Genomic DNA, 20,019 nt, shown 5'->3' with positions numbered 1-20,019 from the left:
AGGTATGGTGAAGCGCATCGTTTTCCACATCGCCAGCCTGAGGGGCGGCGGCGCCGAACGTGTTTTCGTCCTGATGGCAAATGAACTGGCGTCGCGTGGCCACGAGGTCACGCTTTTTACCTGGAACGCGGAAGGCCCTAACGCCGCGCTGCGTTCAGCTGCCGTGCATCTGGTCGACTTCGGCCTTCTCTTGCGCGGCGAGGGTTACGCCAAGTCGGCGACGCTGAAAGGCATCGTGCGAAGCGCAAATTTGTTCCGCCGCCTTGATCCTGATGCGGTCTATAGCGCCCCGGAATTCGCCAATCTGGTGATGGCGCTGTCACTCATGTTGGCCAGAAGCCGGGCAAAATTCTTTCCAAGCTTCCATGCCGCCGCCTCGCTGCCTGCCAGCGGCCTCGGCGCGAGGCTGGCGATCTGGCTTTCCGCGCTGGTTGCAGCGCGCGCAACCAAAGCCATCGCCGTTTCAGCGGGTGTCGGCCGTGACATCATCGCCCGCGGCTTCCCCGAATCCAAGGTCGTCGTCATCAATAACCCGCTGCCGCCGGCTGAAGCACCGCCGGGGACTTCCTATGCCTGGCAGGCAGCGTTGGCGGCGATGGGCGATGCGCCGGTCATTGCCACCGCCGGGCGCCTGGTGCCGGTCAAGGACCACCGGACTTTGCTGCGGGCCTTCGCTGCCCTGCGCGCCGGCCGCCCCGCCCGGCTTGTTATCTTCGGCGAAGGTCCGCTGGCTGCCGAATTGCACGCCTATGCCGAAGAGACAGGCATAGGCGGGGACGTGCTCTTTGCCGGCTATGTCAACGATCCCGCGGCTTGCTATGCCGCGGCCGATCTGTTCGTTCTGTCATCGACCAGCGAAGGCTTTGGCAACGTCTTGGTCGAGGCCATGGCCGCCGGTGTCCCCGTAATCTCCACCGATGCTCCGCATGGCCCGCGCGAAATACTCGCTGACGGCCGTTTCGGCACCTTGGTGCCGGTCGGTGACGCCGCGGCCCTGGCGAAGGCGATGGCCGAGATGCTGGACCACCCCACCCCTGCTGCCGTGCTGAAAAACAGGGCGGCGGATTTCACAGTCGACAAGATTGGCGATCAATACGAAGCGTTGCTCTAGTCGTTACGCACTGCCAGCAGATCGCGGTTGGATGCGGTCGACGTGGTCGGGCTTTGATTGCGATAATCTCTTCACGGGCTGGGGCGCAACGAATTTATCGTGAGGCATTCCCTCGTTCCTTGAGTTGTTGGGCGAGGAAATCCTTGACCGAATCGAGAACCGCATCCCGTTCATGAGATACGCCTGGCAGCAAATCGAAGCGCACGCGCGCCCCCGCCTCCTCGAACGATCGACACAATGCCATGAGGCGTTCCGGCCGTGTTCGCCCCGCATCGTTGGCGCCCGGCATCCAATGGGTGCTGCCTTGGACATGAGTGATCTCCCAAGTCTCCAGGTCAGCGTCGCCGACGATCATCTGGAAAGGCACTTTTGCCAGCGCTGCGGCATCGAAGGTGATGCCGAACTTCTCCGGCAGATCGCGAATGCCCACCCACCAGTCACGCGTCGGATCGAGCAAGGTCACCGAGCCTGGCGCGCCGATTGAGGCCGCCCAGAGCCTGTCGGGATGCAGGATAGCAAAACGATGCGTGAAATGCCCGCCGCCGGAAAATCCGAACATGGCAAAGCGGCTCCAATCCTGACTGTATTTGGCGCTGACCTCCTCAACCATGGCGAGCAGCACCTGATCGTAGCGTATGTTGCCCTCGAGCAAATATTTGTATCCGCTGCGGGCATCATCCCCGAGAACGCCGATTGGGAACAGCGGACACAAAACGGCGCAGCCGTTCCAGCGTCCGAACTCGGAAAACGCATCGCGGAATCCAAGAAAAGAGGTGCGGCCGGTGCCATGGACAGCGACCATCAGATCGACTTTGGCCCCTTCCCCAACCGCGGGAGGCACATACAGGCAATAGTGAAAGCGCGGGTCTGATTTGGAAGCAAAGATGGCGGTCGCGCCAAGGTCATAGGTAGCGCGACCGCGATCCGCGACAGGCCCCTTGGCAACGCTTGTCAAATCGATAACTCCTTAATAGGCCCGGCATTCCGGCAACAATATACCGGTCGGCCGACCTCGTGAACTGGAGGCGCCTCCAGGCAGCCGCGAGGAGGACCTCGTCGTGCATCGGAAGCAGGGCGCCGGCGGGGCGATCAGGGGCAAAAAGAATGCCTCCGCCAACGCCTCGGGAAGCCGCCATTAACTTTTCGTTAACCATGCCGGGCTAGCCTTAACCAATCAGTAAGGACTCGCCTCTGTGACCTGCGTCTCTCCCATCCAAAACAAGTCCATACGCTTTCGAGCGCGCTCGTTTGTAGCCTTCACCCTCACCCCTGAGGCCCCGCTAGGGGAATGGCTGCAAAGCCTCGATCACTGGACCGAAAACTCTCCCGGCTTCTTTGCCGGCCGCCCGGTCGTGCTCGATCTGAATATACTCAAGCCCGAGGTGGGCGAGATGCGGGATCTGGTCTTACAACTCGCGGAGCGCGGGATTCGCATCTACGCGATCGAGGCCGATGGCAATGTAGCTCTCGATGCCGATCTGCCGCCGCTCCTCGTTGGCGCCAAGGAGGCCACCGCCGACGCGCTTTACGTGCAGCCGCACCCGAAGGCCGCAGCTGAGGCCAAGACGGAAGAGCCGCAGGCGCCGAACTCATTGATGATCAAGGCACCGATCCGCTCCGGCCAGTCGATCTTTCATCCCGATGGCGATGTGGTCATTGTCGGCTCCGTCAGTTCCGGTTCCGAGATCATCGCCGGAGGATCGATCCACGTCTACGGCACGCTGCGTGGACGTGCGTTCGCCGGCGCCACGGGAAATTCCGCGGCTCGCATCTTTTGCCGGAAAAACGAAGCCGAACTTCTGGCGGTGGACGGCTGGTACCGCACTGCCGAGGAGATGGACGCCTCCTCGCGAGGAAGGCCGGTACAGGCCTTTCTCGAGGACGGCGCACTTTGCGTCGCACCGCTCAACTAACAACATTGGAGGCACAAATATGGGCAAGGTAGTGGTTGTCACATCCGGCAAAGGGGGTGTCGGCAAGACGACCTCGACGGCCGCTCTCGGCGCCGCGGTCGCGAAAACCGGCAAGCGGGTGGCTCTCGTCGATTTCGACGTCGGCCTGCGCAACCTCGATCTGATCATGGGTGCCGAGCGGCGCGTTGTTTTCGATATCGTCAACGTCATTCAGGGAACCGCCAAGCTTTCGCAGGCGCTGATCCGTGACAAGCGACTCGAAACGCTGTTCCTGCTGCCGGCCTCGCAAACGCGCGACAAGGATGCTCTCACCGAGGAAGGCGTCGCCGATGTCATCGACAAGCTGCGATCGGTTTTCGACTACGTCTTCTGCGACAGCCCAGCCGGCATAGAGCGGGGCGCGCAACTTGCCATGCGCTTTGCCGACGAGGCGGTAATCGTCACCAACCCGGAAGTGAGCTCGGTCCGCGATTCCGATCGCATCATCGGCCTGCTCGACTCCAGAACGATGAAAGCCGAGCAAGGTGAATCGATTGTCAAACACGTCCTCGTCACGCGCTACGATGCTGCGCGCGCTGCCCGCGGCGAGATGCTGAGCATCGATGACGTGCTCGAGATCCTGTCGACGCCCTTGCTGGGAATAATTCCCGAGAGCCAGGACGTGCTGCGCGCATCCAATGTGGGCGCGCCGGTTACGCTCAGCGAAAACACCAACCCCGCCGCACGCGCCTATATCGACGCGGCAAGAAGACTCGAGGGCGAGGACCTGCCGGTCATTCTGCCTTTCGAGCGGAGGGGCCTCCTCGACCGGCTGTTGGGAAGGAGGGCAGCATGAACCTGCTCGATATCTTCAAGCGCCGCGGCAGCGCGCCGGTGGCGCGCGAACGCTTGCAACTGCTGTTGGCTTACGAGCGTCGAAGCCGCAACCAGCCCGATCTCGTCTCGGTGTTGCGCGAGGAGATCATGGCGGTGATCGCCCGGCATGTTCAGGTCGACCAGGATTTCCTGCAGGTGAGCATGGATCACGGCGAAACGACGTCGAGATTGGAGATCGACATCCAGATCCCCAACAAGGTCGCAATGCCCATGGCCGCGGCGTTCTAACGGAATCCTCCGGCCAGGGCTTGCGTCGGCTGCTGCCGAGGTTGCGGCGCCGTGGTTGGCGTGTTTGACCCGGTCGCCACCGGCAAGTTCTCGCAATTCGAGGACAATAACCACTCCCTCACCAAAACCCCGCGGCCGTTTCCAGCCGCGGGGGCCTTGGGAGGGCCTTTCGAAACCGTGGTCAGATGTTGGCGAGCAATTCGTTGACGCGGCTTTCCATGTCGGCAAGGGCGGTGTCGACGTCCTTCTGGCCACTGATTGCTGCACTCATCTCTTCGCCGATAATGTCCTGGATCGCAAACTGACGCTGTACGGCGGACGGCAGCGGCTTGCCGAGATCAGCGACCGCAGAGATCGTGTTGCGATGCGGCAGGGCCTTGAACGCGTCCGAGGTGATGACGGCCTTATAGGCCGGCAGGTGACCGGTGCGTGACCATTCGAAGTCGTTGTCGGCGAAGAACTTCAGGAATTTACCGATGGCCGCGATCTGTTCAGGCGTGCGGTCTTTCTGCGAAACGGCCCAGGTGTGGCCGTCGGCATATTGCGCGTGGGCGCCGCCAAACAGCTGCGGATACGGATAGACCGCATAGCCGCCCTTGTTGAGCGCCGTACCCTTGGTCTCGGACTGGGCGTTGTAATCGCCGACCACCCAGGTGCCGTTAAGGTGGACGCCACCCTCGCCGGCAAGGAAGGCGTTGATCGAGCCGCCATAATCGAGATCCTTGGTGGTGTAGCCCTTCTCGAAGATCGCCTTGTACATCTCGACGACCTTCTTGGCTTCCGGCGTATTCAACTTCACATGCTTCGGATCGGCGAAGAAATCGGAATCCTGCTGGAAAAGATAGGTGTAGAGGTTGCGTGTGTAGAGTGCAGTCTCATTGGTCAGGTTCTGGACGAAATAAGGCTTGCCCGTCTTCTGCTTGAACTGTTCGGCCTGGGCGAGCAGTTCCTCGGGCGACTTTGGAAAAATCGGCGTGCCGTCGGCATTGACCAGGCCGGCTTGTTTGAAAAGATCCATGTTGACGTGATAGAGCATCGTCCAGCTGTCGATCGGCAGGCCATAGACCTTGCCGTCTTTGGTGGCGCCATTGCGTGCCGCGTCGGTGAAGGCGTCGGGTGTCACGCCGACCGACTTCAAGAGATCGTCGAGCGGCATCAACAGGCCCTTCGACTGATAATCCGACAGTACGGATTCATGGATCGTGACGATGTCCGGAGCGTCGCCTGAAGCGAACTGCGCGGTCAGCTGATCATAGCCGGGCCATTCCACGGTGGTGACGTTGACATGGACATCGGGATTGTCGGCGTTGAACTTGTTGATTAGCGAGGTGATGATGCCGCATTCGCCAACGGCCTTGGTGGCATCGGTGTTGGTGCCGAAATCGGCATCGCAGGCGCCGAAAAAGCGCTGCACGCTCAGCTCCGTGGCCGCGAAGCTTGGACTTGCGAGCATCATTGCGCCCGCAGAGACTGCTGCAAACAGTATTTTCTTCAGTTTCATATCAGTTCCTCCTACTGAGTTTCCGCCGCTCCACCCTGGATTGGCTTTCGTGCTTCAATCGCTGCGCATTCCCCCGGCCGTCAGGCAATCTTCGTTATCTCACCGCAGCGCCGGAGACCGCCGTGACGATGTATTTCTGGAAGAACAGGTAGACGATCAGGATCGGTGCACCGGCGAACACCGCCTGCGCCATCAGGAAGCCGATGCCTTCGGACTGGGCGAAGTTGGTCTGGGTCGAGGCCATGCCGACCGTCAGCGTGAACATGTCCTTCTTCGTCGCCGAAATCAGCGGCCAGAAGTAGTCGTTCCAGGCGCCGAGAAAGGTGAAGATGCCGAGCGTCGCCTGCGCAGGCAGCGTGAGCGGCAGAAGCACCTTCCAGAAAATTCTGAGCCGGCTGGCGTTATCGAGCATGGCGGCTTCGTCCAGCTCCTTCGGGATGGCCTTGAAATACTGGGTCATCAGGAAGACACCGAACGGAGCCGAAAGGCCCGGCAGAATGAGCCCTTGATAGGTGTTGTGGAACTTCAGCATGCTGAAGATCTGGTGACGGGCGACAAGCACGGCCTGTTCCGGGACCGCCAGACCGAACAGCACGATCACGAACAGCACGTCTCGGCCGGGGAAATTCAGCCGTGCAAAACCGTAGCCGGCGAGCGACGACAGGATCAACGTGCCGAGCGTCAATCCGCCCGAGACGATGATGCTGTTGCGCACCCAGATGAACACCGACGAGGTGCCGACGGTGTTGATGTAGTTCTTCAGCGTATAGGGCGCGTGAAACACCGAATTCGGATCGGCCATCAGCTCCGTATTGTCCTTGAGTGACAGGCCGATGACCCACAGAACCGGCGCGATCATGACGATCGAAAGCAGGATGACCAGGGCCAATAACAAATGGTCGCCAAATGCCCGGCCCTTGATGGAAGCTGCTGTGGCGCTCATGCCTGGTCTCCCCTGCTGCGTGTCACCAGGTACTGGGCCATGGCCGCGACCAGGATGAGGATGAACAGGATTTCCGATGCAGCGGCGCCCAGGCCGAGATCCCAGCGACGGAATGCGGTATCGTAGATGTAGAGCACGATCGGCTTGGTCAGGTTGTTCGGACCGCCGCGCGTCATCAGCCAGGCCTGGCCGAACAGCTGGAATTGCAGCACGATCTGGATGATGATCACCAGGATGAAGGTCCGCTTGATCGACGGCAGCGTGATCGAGCGTAGCGTCTGCCAGCGATTGGCATTGTCCAGCGCTGCCGCCTCGTAAATATCCTGTGGAATCTGCTGGAGCGCCGAGAGAAAGAGCATCATCGGCAGGCCGATACACCACCAGATGGTGGCAATGGCGATGCCGACCATCGCCAGGCTGGGATCGGAAATGAAGGCCGGAGCCGTTGCGCCGAACCATCCGTAGATCGTCGACAACAGGCCGACATTCGGAATGAAGACGATGCGCCAGATCAGCGTGACGATGGTGACCGATAGCACCGACGAGGAAAAGAACAGCGTCCGCAAAACCGCGGCAGTGCGCGTGCGGCGGTTGAGGCAAAGCGCCAGGAAAAGGCCGATCAGCGCCAGCGTCGGCACCGTCAGAAGCACGAAATAGAAGGTGTTCCAGATCGATTGCAGGAAGACCTTGTCGTGATACAGCCTGGCGTAATTGCCGAGACCGACAAAATTTCCGGACGAAAACGTGTCGGCCTTGTGGAAACTCAGCCACATCCCCCAGAGCAGCGGGAAGAGCAGCAGCGTGGTGAAGAAGAACAAGAATGGCGCAACGAAAATGACGTTTCGCCATTGCGGCGCATAGATGTCGGCGGTAGGGGCTCTGACGCCGACAGCAAGCGTCGCGGTCGGGGACATCGCCAGCCGGTCAGCCATCTCAGGCCTCCCTCGCATGCCAGGCGCGGCCGGTCTCGTTGAACAGATGCGATTTCTGGCCATCAAAGGCGAGCCCGATTCTGTCGCCGACGGCGACGCGGCTGTTGCCGGCATCCGAGCCGACGATCTGCTGGCCATCGCCCAGCCGCGCGTAGATCAGGGTGCGTTCGCCGAGCCGCTCGAGCACATCGACCACGCCGCCGGCATTGCCCTGTCCGGCGGCAACGATGCGCACGTCTTCAGAACGGATGCCGAAAGTGTACTTGCCATCGGTCAGTTGGCTGGAGGCGATCTCGGTCTGCACCGAGACGCCGTCCGCAAACCTGGCCGTGGCGTTCTTGCCGTATCTGTCAAGCGTCGCATCGACGAAGTTCATCGCCGGCGCGCCGACGAAACCCGCGACGAATTTGGTCGCCGGGCGCTCGTAGATCTCCATCGGGGTACCTATCTGGTCGATCTTGCGATTGTTCATGACGACGATGCGGTCGGCCAGCGTCATTGCCTCGACCTGATCATGGGTGACGAAGATCATCGTCGATTGCAGCCGCTGGTGAAGCTGGGCAAGCTCGATGCGGGTGCGGGTGCGCAACGCGGCATCGAGATTGGAGAGCGGCTCGTCGAACAGAAAGGCCTTCGGCTCCTTGACGATCGCACGGCCGATGGCGACGCGCTGGCGCTGACCGCCGGAGAGCTGGCCCGGCTTGCGATCGAGCAGATGCGGCATTTCCAGCATGCGGGCGGCTTCATTGATGCGCGCCTCGATGACCTTGCCTGGTACGCCGATATTCGCAAGGCCGAAGGCCATGTTGTCGCGCACCGTCATATGCGGATAAAGCGCATAGGACTGGAACACCATGGCAATGCCGCGCTTGCCCGGTGGCAGATGATCGATGCGCTCGTTGTTGATGGCAATCTCGCCGCTGTCGACAGCTTCGAGCCCGGCAATCATTCGAAGAAGCGTCGATTTTCCGCAGCCGGACGGGCCCAGGAACACGATGAATTCGCGTGCCCTTATGGAGAGCGACAGATGATCCAGCACCGTCATGGCACCGAACTGCTTGCTCACGTTCCTGATCTCGATATCGGCCGTCACGTCGACGCTCCTCCTCAGCGTTTGCGCTTTCTCGATGATCCGCCTGAACTCAGAGCCTCAGGCGTATGACCTGGTAGGAATAGGCCGGCAGTGACAGGCTCAGCTTGCCGCCGGCGAGCGAGGCGCCCTCACCCTTCCTGGGGCCGACATTGCCAGGGTTTTCGGCCGAATTGACGGCTTTCAGATCGGCGTGTGCCATCACCTGGTGATCGACGATCTCCGCCGCGCCGAAGCCGGTGAGGTCGACCACTGTTTCGATTGCCTCGCTCGAATGGCGGTTGACGGCGAAGAAGGTGACGTGGCCGGTTTGCCTGTCGTGCACGCCGGCAACATCGACATAGGCGACGTCGCCCGCAACGCTGGATTTGTAGGTCGGGCTTTCCACCTTGAGATCCAGCGCATTGCCGCGACCATAGTTAGAAGCAAACAGATAGGGATAAAAAATCGTCTGCCGCCATGCCGGGCCATTCGGAACGGTCATGATCGGCGCGATGACATTGACCAGTTGTGCCAGGCAGGCGATCTTGACGACATCGGAACGGCGGATGAAGGTGTTGAGGATCAGGCCGACCTGCAGCACATCCTCGAAATTATAGATGTCTTCGAGCAACGGCGGGGCGAACGGCCAGCCGTTGCTGCCGCCGAGTATCTTCCTGTCCTGCTCCTTGGAATGGTACCAGACGTTCCATTCGTCGAACGAGATGTAGACCTGCTTGTTGGAGCGCTTCTTGGCCTTGATATACTCGATGACGCCGGCGACCGAGACAATGTAGTCGTCGAGCTTTTCGCTCATGGCGAGATAGTTCGGAGCGTCGTTGGCGTCGTTGTCGAAATACATGTGCAGTGAGATGTAGTCGACCTCGTTGTAGGTATGGTCGAGAACCGTCGCTTCCCATTCAGGGTAGGTCGGCATCTTGGCATTCGAAGAGCCGCAGACCACCAGCTCGAGTGACTTGGAGAAGGCGCGCATGGCCTTGGCCGTCTCATGCGCCAGCCGGCCATACTCGTCCGCGGTCTTGTGACCGATCTGCCAGGGGCCATCCATTTCATTGCCGAGGCACCAGAGCTTGACGTCGAAGGGCTCCTTGCGGCCGTTGGCGATGCGCCTGTCGCTCCATTTGCTGCCGCCGGGATGGTTGGCGTACTCCAGCAGGTTGCGGGCTTCATCGAGGCCGCGCGAGCCGAGATTGACGGCAAGCATCATCTCGGTGTTGGCGGAGGTGCACCAATCGGCAAATTCATGCAGGCCGACTTCGTTGCTTTCCGATGTGTGCCAGGCGAGGTCGAGGCGCACTGGGCGCTGTTCCTTGGGGCCAATGCCGTCTTCCCAATTGTAGGCCGAGACGAAATTGCCGCCGGGATAGCGGACGATCGGAACATTGAGTTCCCTGACGAGATCGATGACGTCCTGACGCATGCCGCTGGCATCCGCTGTCGGATGGCCGGGCTCATAGATGCCGGTGTAAACTGCCCGCCCCAGATGCTCGATGAAGGATCCGTAGAGCCTCGGATCGATTTCCGAGACAACATAATGCGGATGAGCCGTAACGGCTGCCTTCATGCATTCCTCCCATCGATATCACAAACGATGATTTAAATCATCTTGCCCGATATCAAAGAGGAATTGGCAGCCCTTCGTCAAGCCAAAATACCCAAATGTAGGACAATTAGACGAACGCCTTGGCACAGCAGAAAGCCAGATAGTTGAAATTGCTGCGTTATCCTCAGAACCCGGTTTCATGATATCAACCAGTTTTGATCCTGAGCAGGATGTCCTGATCGTAATTTCCAAAGCCCTTGCCGAAAATATTGATCCCGCCGGGGCGCTTGGCGTCGTCCTTGACGCCGATACGGACGCGGATTGAATGATGGCTCTTCAGATCGAGTGCGGCGAGGCCGGTTTCGGAAATCCTGAGGCCGTCGACATAGGTGCCGTCATTGGCAATTCGCCAGTTCTTCAGCTTACCGTATTGCGAGCCCTTGAGCTTCCACCAGGAGGGCGTGAAGACGCCGCGCTTGTCGCCGAAATCCCCCGGCGACGTCCAGGTGCCGACATCGACGCCATTGATCGTCAGCGTGATGTCCGAGGGCCAATCGGCGCTGGTGCCCGGCACTTCCGAAGACAGCTCTATCGCAACTTCGAGTCCGGTGATCTCGGCATTGGCGAGCTTGGCATTGTTGGGGAACTGGTATTCGACAAAACCGCGCGTGAACCATAGCAGACCGGCTTTCATGCGGTCCGGATCAAGGAAAGTGTTCGGCACATCGAGCAGGCCGATGATGCCGTCCGGCGAACAAAGGCCGCAGGGCGCGGTAACCTCGAAGCCGGTATAAAGCCCGATCGGCATCGACACTTCGATCGCGTCGTTCTTGACCGCACGATATTCGCTCTTGAACACGACGAGCACTTCTTCGGCCGTCGGATAACAGATTTTTTGACTGCCTTTCTTCGCTTTCAGGTTCTCGGTGCGGATCAGCCCCGCATCCTCCAGCACCTGGATGTTGGTCGAGACGGTCGACTGCGGAAGCGACAGCACGGCGGCGATTTCGTTGACATTCATCGGCCCCTTCTCATGCAGCAGTTTCAGCATCGAGATCCGCGCCGAGGAGGCAAGCCCCTTGAGCACGGCAATGCCTTCCTCAGGTTCAATCACCAGAAAATTGCGACTCATGAAATTGCCCGGCCCATGTAAAATCTATATCCGAAATTACCCTGTATATCGGGATATCTGATTTAATCAATGTGCAGGCGGAACGCCGGGCAATTTGTTGAATCCGGCAGGGCGAGGGTCGCGCGGTGGCCCTGCACAGAATTTGTGCAGGAGCCATATGCAGAGTGGACACCTGAACGCCGATCGCCCAATCTAGTCCGGAGCCGAGCCCGGTGATGGCGGCTTGCACATAGAGTGGTTGGACGGGTCGTGACCAAAGGGTGGAAATTATACGATCAGCGACTGGCCTGGGTCCTCGTCGCGCCTGTGCTTTTACTGCTTACCCTGCTTCTGCTGCTGCCGATCGCGATGATGACGGTCTACACGTTTTTCACCTTCGTCACCGCGGGGGTGGAATCGGCGGTGCTGACCTTCGACAACTGGAAGGAATTCCTCACCGACAGCTACTATCACGGTTTTCTTTGGAAGACCGTTCGCGTCGGCGCCATCACCGCTGTGATCTGCGCGATCCTTGGCTATTTCCCCGCCTATTTCATCTGGGCCACGACCTTCAGGCACAAATGGCTGCTGTTGCTGCTGCTCATCGTGCCGTTCTGGATCAGCTTCACCATCCGGACATTCTCGTGGATCCATATTCTCGGCGAACAGGGGCTGATCAACGTCGTGCTCATCAGGCTGGGGGTTATCAACGAGCCGTTGCCGATGCTCTACACCGAGGGCGCCGTCATCATGGGGCTGCTGCATTTTCTGCTGCCCTATATGATCCTGAACGTCTATGTCAGCCTGGAAAGCATCGACCGCACGCTGATCGCCGCCGCCCGCTCGATGGGCTGTACCAGCGCGCAGGCGTTTCGCGAAGTGACCCTGCCGCTATCGATGCCGGGGCTGGGCGCCGGGCTGCTGCTCTGCTTCGTGCTGGCGGCCGGCTCCTATGTGACGCCGCAGCTGCTCGGCGGCAGCCGCGATGCGCTGTTCGGCAACTTGATCTACGACACCATCATGGGGCAGCTCAATTGGCCGATGGGCGCCACGCTTTCCATCGTCCTGTTCGTCCTGCTCGGCGCGGCCGCGGCCGCCTACAGCCGCTATATGGGCCTATCGCAGATCATGAAGGGCCTCAGTGCATGAGAGCGGATCATCCCAATCGCGAAGGCAGATGGGCGTGGCGGCTGACCGGCGCGATCACGGTGTGCGTCTACATCTTCATGTTTGCGCCGATCCTCGCCACGGTCGTGCTTTCCTTCAACGCCTCGATGTTCGGCGGCTTTCCCCTCACCGGCTTCAGCCTGCGATGGTACGAAAAGCTGCTCACCAACGAGCCGGTTCTCGACGCCTTCCGGACATCGATGTGGATTGCCCTGGTGACGGCAACGGTGACGACGCTGCTCGGCATCATGGCGGCATTGGCGCTGGTGCGCTTCGAGTTCCGTGGCAAGCAGGCGATCAACACGCTTGTCATTCTTCCCGCGCTGGTCCCCGAAACGATACTCGGCGTCGGCCTGCTGGTCATGATCAAAGCCGTCGACCAGCCGCGCAGCATGACGCTGCTGGTGCTCGGCCACATTCTGCTCACGCTCCCCTACGTGGTGCTGATCGTCCAGGCGCGCATGGTCGGCATAAAACGTTCCTATGAGGAGGCGGCGCTTTCGCTCGGGGCGCCGCGTGTGTCGACATTCCGCGAAATCACGCTGCCGCTGCTCATTCCCGCAGTGCTTGCCAGTGTTCTGCTCGCTTTCACCATTTCGTTCGACAACACCTCGGCCAGCCTGTTCTGGCGGCCGGCGGGCGTCGAGACCATGCCGACGCAAATCCTTTCGATGCTGAAGATCTCGATCAGCCCCGAGGTGAACGCGCTCGGAACCGTCATGATCCTTTTGACGGTCGGCATTCCCTTGGCTGGCGGGCTCGTCCTGCAAAGCCTCACCTGGTTCAAGGCAGGCAAGTGAAGATGAAAATGGGAGAATGGAAATGAAACTGACAACCACCAAACGACTGGAACGGCTCAACGAACGCTATGCCAATGGCGACATCAGCCGCCGATCGTTCCTGACGCTGACGGCCGCCGCTGCCGCCGCCACCGGGCTTTCCATGCCCTGGATGGGACGGGCGCTCGCCGCGGTTTCGGAAGTGCGCTTCGACGGATGGGGCGGCGTGGTGCAGGAGGCGATCGATAAGTACGCGTTCCAGCCTTACACCGCCAAGTCCAAGGTCAAGGTCGTCCAGGGCACCTTTGGCGACGAGAACGAGATCATCACCAAGATCAAGACGTCGAAACCAGGCGACTTCCAGATCGTCCATTCTTCCGGCGTCAACTACTATATCAAATACGTCAATGGCGGTTTCAATTCCGAGATCAACGAGGCGAACATTCCGAACATGGCGAATGTGCTGACCGCCATGATCGAGCCGTTCCGTAAGATCACGCCGAAGCTGTCGGCGGTGCCATATGATTACGGCACCACCGGCATCGCCTACAACAACAAGGTCATCTCGCCGGAAGAAGCCAAGGAAAAGGGCGCCAACCTGCTTACCGACACGAAATATGCCGGCAAGATCGGCGGCTACGCCGATATGACGACGCGCGTCTGGTATGCGGCACTGCAGACGAAACAGGACCCCAACAACATCCAGGACATGGATGCGGTCTGGGCCAAGGTTCGCGAGACCCGCGACCTGGCCAAGAAGTTCTGGAGTTCCGGCGCGGAACTCATGGACCTCCTGTCGCGAAACGAGATCGTCGTCACTGACGCCTGGTCAGGACGTGTCGCCGCCCTGCAGCAGCAGGGCCAGCCGATCGGCTATCTCGACCCTGCCGGCTCATACGCATGGATGGAGGACATGCTGGTGCTCAAGGGATCGCCGATGGCCGAATGCGAGGAGCTGATCAATTTCATGCTGGATCCGGCCACGTCGATCGCCGTCGCCGAGGGCCAGAACTATCCGCCATCGCTTGACCCGACCAAGGTGAAGCTGACCGACAAGATCGCGGCGCTTCCGGCCTTCGACCCGACTGGATCGATGAAATCGCTGACCTTCGCCGATCCGCTCTACTGGGCGAAGAACGAAGACGCCTGGACCAAGCAATGGGACAGGGTGTCGAAAGGTGCATGACGACAACAGCCACGACCAGCAGCCCCGGCCGGCTTCGGCCGGGGCTGATGGCGACCCGCTCGCCCAGAGCGAGCGGCAGCCGATAGGAAAGCCTGCGGTCGAGTTTCGCGACATCGATATTTTCTACGGCAAGTTCGCCGCTGTGCGCGATTTTTCACTGGCGATCCGCAAGGGTAGTTTCGTCACCTTGCTGGGGCCGTCCGGGTGCGGCAAGACGACGATCCTGCGCTCGATCGCGGGCCTGGTCGACATCTCCGGTGGCCAGATCTCGATCGGCGGAAAGCGGGTCGACGACATCCCGATCTACAAGCGCAACATTGGTCTGGTGTTCCAGAACTACGCGCTCTTTCCGCACAAGAACGTCTTCGACAACGTCGCATTCGGCCTGAAATACCGGAACGTGCCGAAACCGGAAATCGTGCGCCGGGTCAAGAAGGCGCTGGATATGGTGCGGCTGCCCGGCAGCGAGACAAAGCTGCCGTCGCAGCTCTCGGGCGGCCAGCAGCAACGCATCGCACTGGCCCGCGCCATCGTCTTCGAGCCGGAAGTGCTGCTGCTGGACGAGCCCTTGTCGGCGCTCGACGCCAATATGCGCGAGGACATGCGCGTCGAGATCAAGAAAATCCAGAGGGAGACGGGCATCACCGCTATCTTCGTGACGCACGACCAGGAAGAAGCCTTGTCGATGTCCGACCACATCGTCGTGATGAACGCCGGCCTGATCGAGCAGATCGGCTCCCCCGCGCAGGTCTATGACCAGCCGGCCACCGCATTCGTCGCCAATTTCCTGGGCAAGGCCAACATGCTGCCCGGCAGCGTGACAGCGATGGACGGCAAGATGGCGACGATCGCGCTGGCCACCGGCCATGTCGTAAAGGCGGCCGCGCCGAAGGCGCTCGCGACCGGCAGCGCGGTCACCGTTGTCGTTCGCCCGCAGAAGCTTACCGTCGGTACCGCCGGTGCTGCCAACAGGCTGGCGGGACGGATCGTCTCGACCTCCTATCTCGGCGGCAATGCGGTCTACGAGATCGACATCGGCGCCGGCACGCTGGTGCGCGCCAACACGTTGATCGACGGCCAGCCGCTGCGTGAAGGCGAAGCGGTCGATGTCTGCTTCGACCCGCTGGGCTGCGTGCTTCTCGACGCGCAAGGCTTACGCATCGCCTAGCGAGGCGGAACTGAGCCGTTCAGTCTTTCGCGTCACCCTTTGGCCCGAGAAACCGCGCATAGACCTCACCGACAATACCGCGCCGGAAAACCAGCACGCAGACCATGAAGGTCAGGCCGGTGGCGATGGTCACCGGAAAGTTCGAGGTGGCGAGCGTGTTTTCCAGGCCGACGACCAAACTGGCGCCGATGATCGGCCCGACCATGGTGCCGATGCCGCCGAGGAGCGTCATCAGGATCACCTCGCCCGACATCTGCCAGGTGACGTCGGTGAGCGTGGCAAACTGAAAAACGATCGCCTTGAGCGCCGAAGCGCAACATAGCGTCGGATCGTGCGGCGTCCAGATCGGCCTCTATTCTCGCCGAAGCGACGATTGCGGCTGAACGGTCCTGATCCGATATCGTTGAACGAGAATTCCCCTAGTCAACCGTCGGCGGGATGATGGCACGCGACCAGGCGGCCCTCGCCAATGCTTTGGAGAAGCGGGCGCTCGCTGCGGCAGATCGGGGTGGCAGCTGGGCAACGGGTGTGGAACCGGCACCCCGAGGGTGGGTTCATCGGGCTGGGCAGATCACCCTTGAGCACCAGCCGGCCGCGCCGCGCCCGGTCGATGCTGGGTATCGGCACGGCGGAACGCAGCGCCGCGGTGTAATGGTGTCTGGGCGCCGCAAAGACCTCGTCGGTCGGCCCGCTCTCCACGATCGATCCCAGATACATCACCGCCACACGGCTCGAGATCTGACGCACCACGGAAAGATCGTGGGCGATGAACACATAGGTCAGGTTGTACTCCTCGCGCAGGTCGGCGAGCAGATTGACGATCTGCGCCTGGATCGACACGTCGAGCGCCGAGACCGGCTCGTCGGCCACGATCAGCCGTGGCCGCAGCGCCAGCGCGCGGGCGATGCCGATACGCTGGCGCTGGCCGCCGGAGAATTCGTGCGGGTAGCGCGATGCGTGCTGGGGCGACAAGTCGACCCGGCGCAGGAGCTCGGCCACGCGGTCCGCCATTTCCGATGCCGAGAGGCGTTCATGCATGCGGAACGGATCGGCCAGCAGATCGCCGACCCGCCGGCGCGGATTGAGCGAAGCGCTGGGATCCTGAAAGACCATCTGCATCTGCCGCCGCAACGGACGAAGCTGGCGCTGGGAGGCGTCGCTGATGTCGCGGCCCTCGAATTCCAGCGACCCCGAGCTGATTTCGGTCAGACGCACCAGACACCGGCCAAGCGTGGATTTGCCGCAACCGGACTCGCCGACGATGCCGAGGGTCTCCCCGGGCCAGATGTCGAGCGACACCGTATCAACCGCATGCACGGTCCGGCGCTGCGCCGGGAAGATCGAGCGGCCGACGCTATAGCGCTTCGACAGGTCGCCGGCACGAAGCAGCGGACGTTCGCGTGGCCTGGCATTCATCGTTGCATCTCCACCACGCCGCCAGGCCTCTGGGCAGCGAATTGTCTGCGCGTAGGCTCCGGCAACAGGCACGCGGCGCGATGGCTCTCGCCTTGCATGATCGGCAGTTGAACCAGACAGGCGTCGTGGCGAAAGGCGCAGCGGGGGCTGAAGGCGCAGCCTTTCGGCAGGTTGGAGAGCGATGGCGGAATTCCCGGAATGGCAGCGAGCCGGGCTGGACGTGGTCCCTCCATCGGCGGGATCGAGCCGAACAAGCCCCATGTGTAGGGATGCAGCGGCGCCCGGAACACGCTGCTCTTGCCGCCCTCCTCGACAAAGCGTCCGCCATACATCACCAGTACCCGGTCCGCGACTTCGGCGACGACGCCAAGATCGTGCGTGACCAGGATCACAGCGGAACCGAACTGGTCGCGCAATCGTCCGATCAGTTCGAGGATCTGCGCCTGCACGGTAACATCGAGGGCTGTAGTCGGTTCATCCGCGACGAGCAGCGCCGGGTTGCACGAGAGCGCCATGGCAATCACCGCGCGCTGGCGCATACCGCCGGAAAGCTGGTGCGGGTAGCTGTCGATGACCCGATCCGGATTTGCGATGCCGACCGCATCCAGCAATTGCACGGCCCTCGCCCGTACCGCTTTCGCCGACACTTTTTCATGCGCGCGGACCTGCTCGCCGATCTGGTTGCCGATCGTATGCACCGGGGTGAGCGCAGACATCGGATCCTGGAAGATCATCGCGATCTGGCGGCCGCGAATGGCATCGAGCGCACGCCGCTTGAGCCCGATCAGCTCCCGTCCCATGAAACGGATGGAACCGGAGACGATAGCGTTGGGGCTGTCGATCAACCCCATAATGGCGAGCAAGGTCTGGCTTTTGCCCGAACCGGATTCGCCGACCACACCGACGATCTCGCGCTGCTCGACGGAGAACGAAACACCTCCCACCGCGCGCACCAGGCCCTCGTCGCTGCGGAAGGAGACGGTGAGGTCCTTGACCACCAGAAGAGGAGCATCAGCCGACATCGCGAGCCCTCGGGTCGATTATGACGAAGACCACGTCGACGACGAAGTTTGCCATCACCACGAAGAAGGCGGCGTAGATCACCGTGGCAAGGATCATCGGCAGATCGAGCGTCTGCAGCGCCTCGTAGGTCAGTTTTCCGACGCCCTGCAGTCCGAAGACCACTTCGGTCAGCAGCGCGCCGCCACCGACCAGGGCACCGAAGTCGAGGCCGAACATGGTAACAAATGCGACCAGCGAGGTCCTGAGGCCATGATGCAGCACCACCCGCCGCTCGCCGATCCCCTTGGCTCGGGCGGTGCGGATGAAATCCTCCTGCATCATCTCGATCAGGCTTGCCCGCAGCACCCGGCCGTAGAGGCCGACATAAAGGGTTGCCAGCGTGAACCACGGAATGACGAGCGCCTTGAACCAGCCCCAGGGATTCTCGGTCAGGGGGATGTAGCCGAGCGGAGGAACCCAGGAAAACAGCCAGCTGTCGTGCCAGCGGCTTTGCGTCAGCAGGTTGGCGACCTCGCCCAGCCAGAAGACCGGGATCGACACGCCTACCAGGCTCAGGATCATCAGCGCGCGATCAATGAATGTACCGCGCGTTGCGCCTGCGATCACACCGACGATCAATCCGCCGAGCACCCACAGCACTGCCGCGCCGCCGACCAGCGACAGCGTCACGGGAATGGCGCTTATCACGGTCGGAATGACGCGCTGCCCGCGATTGACGAAGGAGGTGAGATCGCGGCTGACGAAAAGCCGGTTCATCATCAGCCCATATTGCACCGGCAATGGCCGGTCGAGACCGAAATCGTGGCGCACCTGGATCAGCGTCTCTTGCGAAGCATTGCGGCCGGCAATGCGCGCCGATGGATCAGCGCCAGGCGTCGCAAAGAAGATCAGGAAAGCGACGACGCTGATACCGAACATAACCAGCACCATCTGGCCAAGCCGGAAGCCGAGCGCGGCAACCACTAGACGCCCCTCGGCGAGGATTTCGGATCGAGCGCGTCGCGCACGCCGTCGCCCAGAATGTTTAGGGCCAGCACCGTGATCACAATGGCTAGCCCCGGCGCCAGTGCCACGACCGGCCGCGAATAGAGCAGGCCCTGGCCGTCCTGGATGATCGTGCCCCAGCTGGCATCCGGCGGCTGCACGCCGATCGACAGGAACGACAGCGAGGATTCCGTCATCATGTTGAGCGCCAGGATCAACGGCACGAAAACGATGATGCGGGTCACCACATTGGGCATGATGTCGCGCAAAAGGATGCGCCAGGGCGATGCGCCAACGCCGATCGCAGCGGTGACGAATTCGGCATGCATTAAGGTCAGGACATGGCCGCGGATCGGCCGCGCCACATAGGGCACATAGACGATGCCGATGATGAAGACCGGTAGCCACAGGCTGCCGGAGCGGATTTCGAACGGACCGATCTGGATACTCTGCGCAATCAGCACGATCGACAACGAAATCGCCAACAGGAAAATCGGAAAAGCCCAGAGCACGTCGAGAATGCGCGACAGGCCGATGTCGACGATGCCGCCGAAGAAGCCGGAAACGACCCCCAGGAATGTCGCGAGGACAAGGCACAGCACGGCTGCAGCACCCGAGATCAACAGCGAATCCCGTCCGCCGTAAAGCAGCCGCGCCGCGACGTCACGGCCCTGGTTGTCGGCACCGAGCATATAGGGGCCGATGCGCCAGGTCGGCCCGACCGGCGTCATGCCGAGGCCAAGGCCTTCGGTGGAGGGCTGCAGCACCGGCTGGGTCACCCCATCGACGACGATCTCGCCATTGAGATTGGTCACAAATGGATCGGTGCCGGAGACGTATCGCGCATAAAGCGGCGCCGCGAGCGAGGCGATCACGATGACGACGAGCACGGCGAAGGCAGATATTGCCGAACGATCGCCTTTCAGCTTGCGCCAAGCGGTGCGCCACGGGCCATCGGTGGCCCGGCGAACCGGGATGGCAGGCTGGTCCGCAATGACATTGACCATGAACAGGATTGCCTGGGAAAAATCGCGGCCTGGAAGATGCG

Annotated in this window: 19 protein-coding genes and 1 pseudogene; 8 read left to right on the top strand and 12 right to left on the bottom strand. The window is 61.3% G+C overall.

The features are described from left to right. Positions 1–4 precede the first annotated feature (4 nt). Positions 5–1,111, top strand: a complete 1,107-nt coding sequence (locus NKJ28_RS13350) for a glycosyltransferase (protein WP_352455346.1) — start codon at positions 5–7, stop codon at positions 1,109–1,111. 94 nt (positions 1,112–1,205) lie between these two features. Here the strand turns inward: NKJ28_RS13350 and NKJ28_RS13345 are convergent, their stop codons facing one another. Next, the gene (locus tag NKJ28_RS13345; RefSeq protein WP_023677154.1) at positions 1,206–2,066 is read right to left on the bottom strand and encodes a hydrolase; all 861 of its coding nucleotides are present in this window, start codon (positions 2,064–2,066) and stop codon (positions 1,206–1,208) included. A 238-nt stretch (positions 2,067–2,304) separates the two neighbouring features. Here NKJ28_RS13345 and minC point away from each other — a divergent pair, with 238 nt between their 5' ends. The 3 genes from minC to minE are packed head-to-tail and all read left to right on the top strand — an operon-like array spanning position 2,305 to position 4,128. Beyond that, a complete protein-coding gene (gene minC, locus NKJ28_RS13340) occupies positions 2,305–3,024 on the top strand; it encodes a septum site-determining protein MinC (protein WP_352587357.1) in 720 nt (239 codons plus the stop codon). 19 nt (positions 3,025–3,043) lie between these two features. Then, complete coding sequence (gene minD, locus NKJ28_RS13335; RefSeq protein ID WP_023677152.1) at positions 3,044–3,859, top strand: septum site-determining protein MinD; 816 nt, start codon at positions 3,044–3,046, stop codon at positions 3,857–3,859. Then, complete coding sequence (gene minE / locus NKJ28_RS13330) at positions 3,856–4,128, top strand: cell division topological specificity factor MinE (RefSeq protein ID WP_023677151.1); 273 nt, start codon at positions 3,856–3,858, stop codon at positions 4,126–4,128. Before minD ends, minE begins: the two co-directional genes overlap by 4 nt. A gap of 181 nt (positions 4,129–4,309) precedes the next feature. Here minE and NKJ28_RS13325 read toward each other — a convergent pair whose 3' ends face one another. From NKJ28_RS13325 to NKJ28_RS13300, 6 genes are all read right to left on the bottom strand, one after another. Continuing rightward, the gene (locus NKJ28_RS13325; protein ID WP_352449655.1) at positions 4,310–5,629 is read right to left on the bottom strand and encodes an ABC transporter substrate-binding protein; all 1,320 of its coding nucleotides are present in this window, start codon (positions 5,627–5,629) and stop codon (positions 4,310–4,312) included. Between the two features lie 94 nt (positions 5,630–5,723). Next, positions 5,724–6,572 (bottom strand): carbohydrate ABC transporter permease, encoded by an 849-nt coding sequence (locus NKJ28_RS13320; RefSeq protein ID WP_031211878.1) that lies wholly within the window; start codon positions 6,570–6,572, stop codon positions 5,724–5,726. Continuing rightward, on the bottom strand, positions 6,569–7,486 hold the full coding sequence (locus NKJ28_RS13315) for a carbohydrate ABC transporter permease (RefSeq protein ID WP_051406145.1): 918 nt from the start codon (positions 7,484–7,486) through the stop codon (positions 6,569–6,571). The genes NKJ28_RS13320 and NKJ28_RS13315 overlap by 4 nt, the downstream gene beginning before the upstream one ends. Before the next feature lie 19 nt (positions 7,487–7,505). After that, the gene (locus NKJ28_RS13310; RefSeq protein WP_023677147.1) at positions 7,506–8,597 is read right to left on the bottom strand and encodes an ABC transporter ATP-binding protein; all 1,092 of its coding nucleotides are present in this window, start codon (positions 8,595–8,597) and stop codon (positions 7,506–7,508) included. Positions 8,598–8,646: 49 nt separating this feature from the next. Beyond that, positions 8,647–10,158, bottom strand: a complete 1,512-nt coding sequence (gene arfA, locus NKJ28_RS13305) for an arabinosylfuranosidase ArfA (protein WP_352635893.1) — start codon at positions 10,156–10,158, stop codon at positions 8,647–8,649. Positions 10,159–10,342: 184 nt separating this feature from the next. Further along, positions 10,343–11,269 carry an ArsR/SmtB family transcription factor gene (locus tag NKJ28_RS13300; RefSeq protein ID WP_352455343.1) on the bottom strand — a complete coding sequence of 309 codons (927 nt, stop codon included), beginning with the start codon at positions 11,267–11,269 and terminating at the stop codon, positions 10,343–10,345. A gap of 249 nt (positions 11,270–11,518) precedes the next feature. Here NKJ28_RS13300 and NKJ28_RS13295 point away from each other — a divergent pair, with 249 nt between their 5' ends. The 4 genes from NKJ28_RS13295 to NKJ28_RS13280 are packed head-to-tail and all read left to right on the top strand — an operon-like array spanning position 11,519 to position 15,548. After that, on the top strand, positions 11,519–12,397 hold the full coding sequence (locus NKJ28_RS13295) for an ABC transporter permease (RefSeq protein WP_023675645.1): 879 nt from the start codon (positions 11,519–11,521) through the stop codon (positions 12,395–12,397). Next, positions 12,394–13,215: an ABC transporter permease gene (locus tag NKJ28_RS13290; protein ID WP_023675644.1), complete on the top strand. Its 822-nt coding sequence runs from the start codon at positions 12,394–12,396 to the stop codon at positions 13,213–13,215. The genes NKJ28_RS13295 and NKJ28_RS13290 overlap by 4 nt, the downstream gene beginning before the upstream one ends. Before the next feature lie 22 nt (positions 13,216–13,237). Continuing rightward, entirely contained in the window at positions 13,238–14,380 is a 1,143-nt protein-coding gene (locus tag NKJ28_RS13285) for an extracellular solute-binding protein (RefSeq protein ID WP_023675643.1), read from the top strand. Beyond that, entirely contained in the window at positions 14,373–15,548 is a 1,176-nt protein-coding gene (locus tag NKJ28_RS13280) for an ABC transporter ATP-binding protein (RefSeq protein WP_023675642.1), read from the top strand. The genes NKJ28_RS13285 and NKJ28_RS13280 overlap by 8 nt, the downstream gene beginning before the upstream one ends. 19 nt (positions 15,549–15,567) lie before the next feature. On the opposite strand, the pseudogene NKJ28_RS13275 reads toward NKJ28_RS13280, so the two are convergent. The 5 genes and pseudogenes from NKJ28_RS13275 to NKJ28_RS13255 form a co-directional block, all read right to left on the bottom strand. Beyond that, positions 15,568–15,861, bottom strand: a pseudogene (locus NKJ28_RS13275) (branched-chain amino acid ABC transporter permease); the annotation flags it as partial. 110 nt (positions 15,862–15,971) lie between these two features. Further along, the gene (locus NKJ28_RS13270; protein ID WP_352576410.1) at positions 15,972–16,964 is read right to left on the bottom strand and encodes an ABC transporter ATP-binding protein; all 993 of its coding nucleotides are present in this window, start codon (positions 16,962–16,964) and stop codon (positions 15,972–15,974) included. Then, on the bottom strand, positions 16,961–17,986 hold the full coding sequence (locus NKJ28_RS13265) for an ABC transporter ATP-binding protein (RefSeq protein WP_352576408.1): 1,026 nt from the start codon (positions 17,984–17,986) through the stop codon (positions 16,961–16,963). The genes NKJ28_RS13270 and NKJ28_RS13265 overlap by 4 nt, the downstream gene beginning before the upstream one ends. Next, positions 17,976–18,950, bottom strand: coding sequence for an ABC transporter permease (locus tag NKJ28_RS13260; protein WP_352576406.1), 975 nt, complete (start codon positions 18,948–18,950; stop codon positions 17,976–17,978). The genes NKJ28_RS13265 and NKJ28_RS13260 overlap by 11 nt, the downstream gene beginning before the upstream one ends. Next, positions 18,950–19,978, bottom strand: coding sequence for an ABC transporter permease (locus NKJ28_RS13255; RefSeq protein WP_352635888.1), 1,029 nt, complete (start codon positions 19,976–19,978; stop codon positions 18,950–18,952). Before NKJ28_RS13255 ends, NKJ28_RS13260 begins: the two co-directional genes overlap by 1 nt. Between the last annotated feature and the right edge of the window lie 41 nt (positions 19,979–20,019).

Source organism: Mesorhizobium sp. M0145, assembly GCF_040322355.1.
Classification (GTDB): domain Bacteria; phylum Pseudomonadota; class Alphaproteobacteria; order Rhizobiales; family Rhizobiaceae; genus Mesorhizobium.
This window is presented reverse-complemented; position numbering and strand designations above follow the sequence as displayed.

Bases quoted from the DNA above. Each gene is read 5' to 3' on its own strand.
- minD (WP_023677152.1), top strand. From the start codon at position 3,044: ATGGGCAAGGTAGTGGTTGTCACATCCGGCAAAGGGGGTGTCGGCAAG.
- NKJ28_RS13265 (WP_352576408.1), bottom strand. From the start codon at position 17,986: ATGTCGGCTGATGCTCCTCTTCTGGTGGTCAAGGACCTCACCGTCTCC.
- NKJ28_RS13300 (WP_352455343.1), bottom strand. From the start codon at position 11,269: ATGAGTCGCAATTTTCTGGTGATTGAACCTGAGGAAGGCATTGCCGTG.
- NKJ28_RS13290 (WP_023675644.1), top strand. From the start codon at position 12,394: ATGAGAGCGGATCATCCCAATCGCGAAGGCAGATGGGCGTGGCGGCTG.
- NKJ28_RS13320 (WP_031211878.1), bottom strand. From the start codon at position 6,572: ATGAGCGCCACAGCAGCTTCCATCAAGGGCCGGGCATTTGGCGACCAT.
- NKJ28_RS13315 (WP_051406145.1), bottom strand. From the start codon at position 7,486: ATGTCCCCGACCGCGACGCTTGCTGTCGGCGTCAGAGCCCCTACCGCC.
- NKJ28_RS13285 (WP_023675643.1), top strand. From the start codon at position 13,238: ATGAAACTGACAACCACCAAACGACTGGAACGGCTCAACGAACGCTAT.
- NKJ28_RS13325 (WP_352449655.1), bottom strand. From the start codon at position 5,629: ATGAAACTGAAGAAAATACTGTTTGCAGCAGTCTCTGCGGGCGCAATG.
- NKJ28_RS13350 (WP_352455346.1), top strand. From the start codon at position 5: ATGGTGAAGCGCATCGTTTTCCACATCGCCAGCCTGAGGGGCGGCGGC.
- minE (WP_023677151.1), top strand. From the start codon at position 3,856: ATGAACCTGCTCGATATCTTCAAGCGCCGCGGCAGCGCGCCGGTGGCG.
- NKJ28_RS13255 (WP_352635888.1), bottom strand. From the start codon at position 19,978: ATGGTCAATGTCATTGCGGACCAGCCTGCCATCCCGGTTCGCCGGGCC.
- NKJ28_RS13270 (WP_352576410.1), bottom strand. From the start codon at position 16,964: ATGAATGCCAGGCCACGCGAACGTCCGCTGCTTCGTGCCGGCGACCTG.
- arfA (WP_352635893.1), bottom strand. From the start codon at position 10,158: ATGAAGGCAGCCGTTACGGCTCATCCGCATTATGTTGTCTCGGAAATC.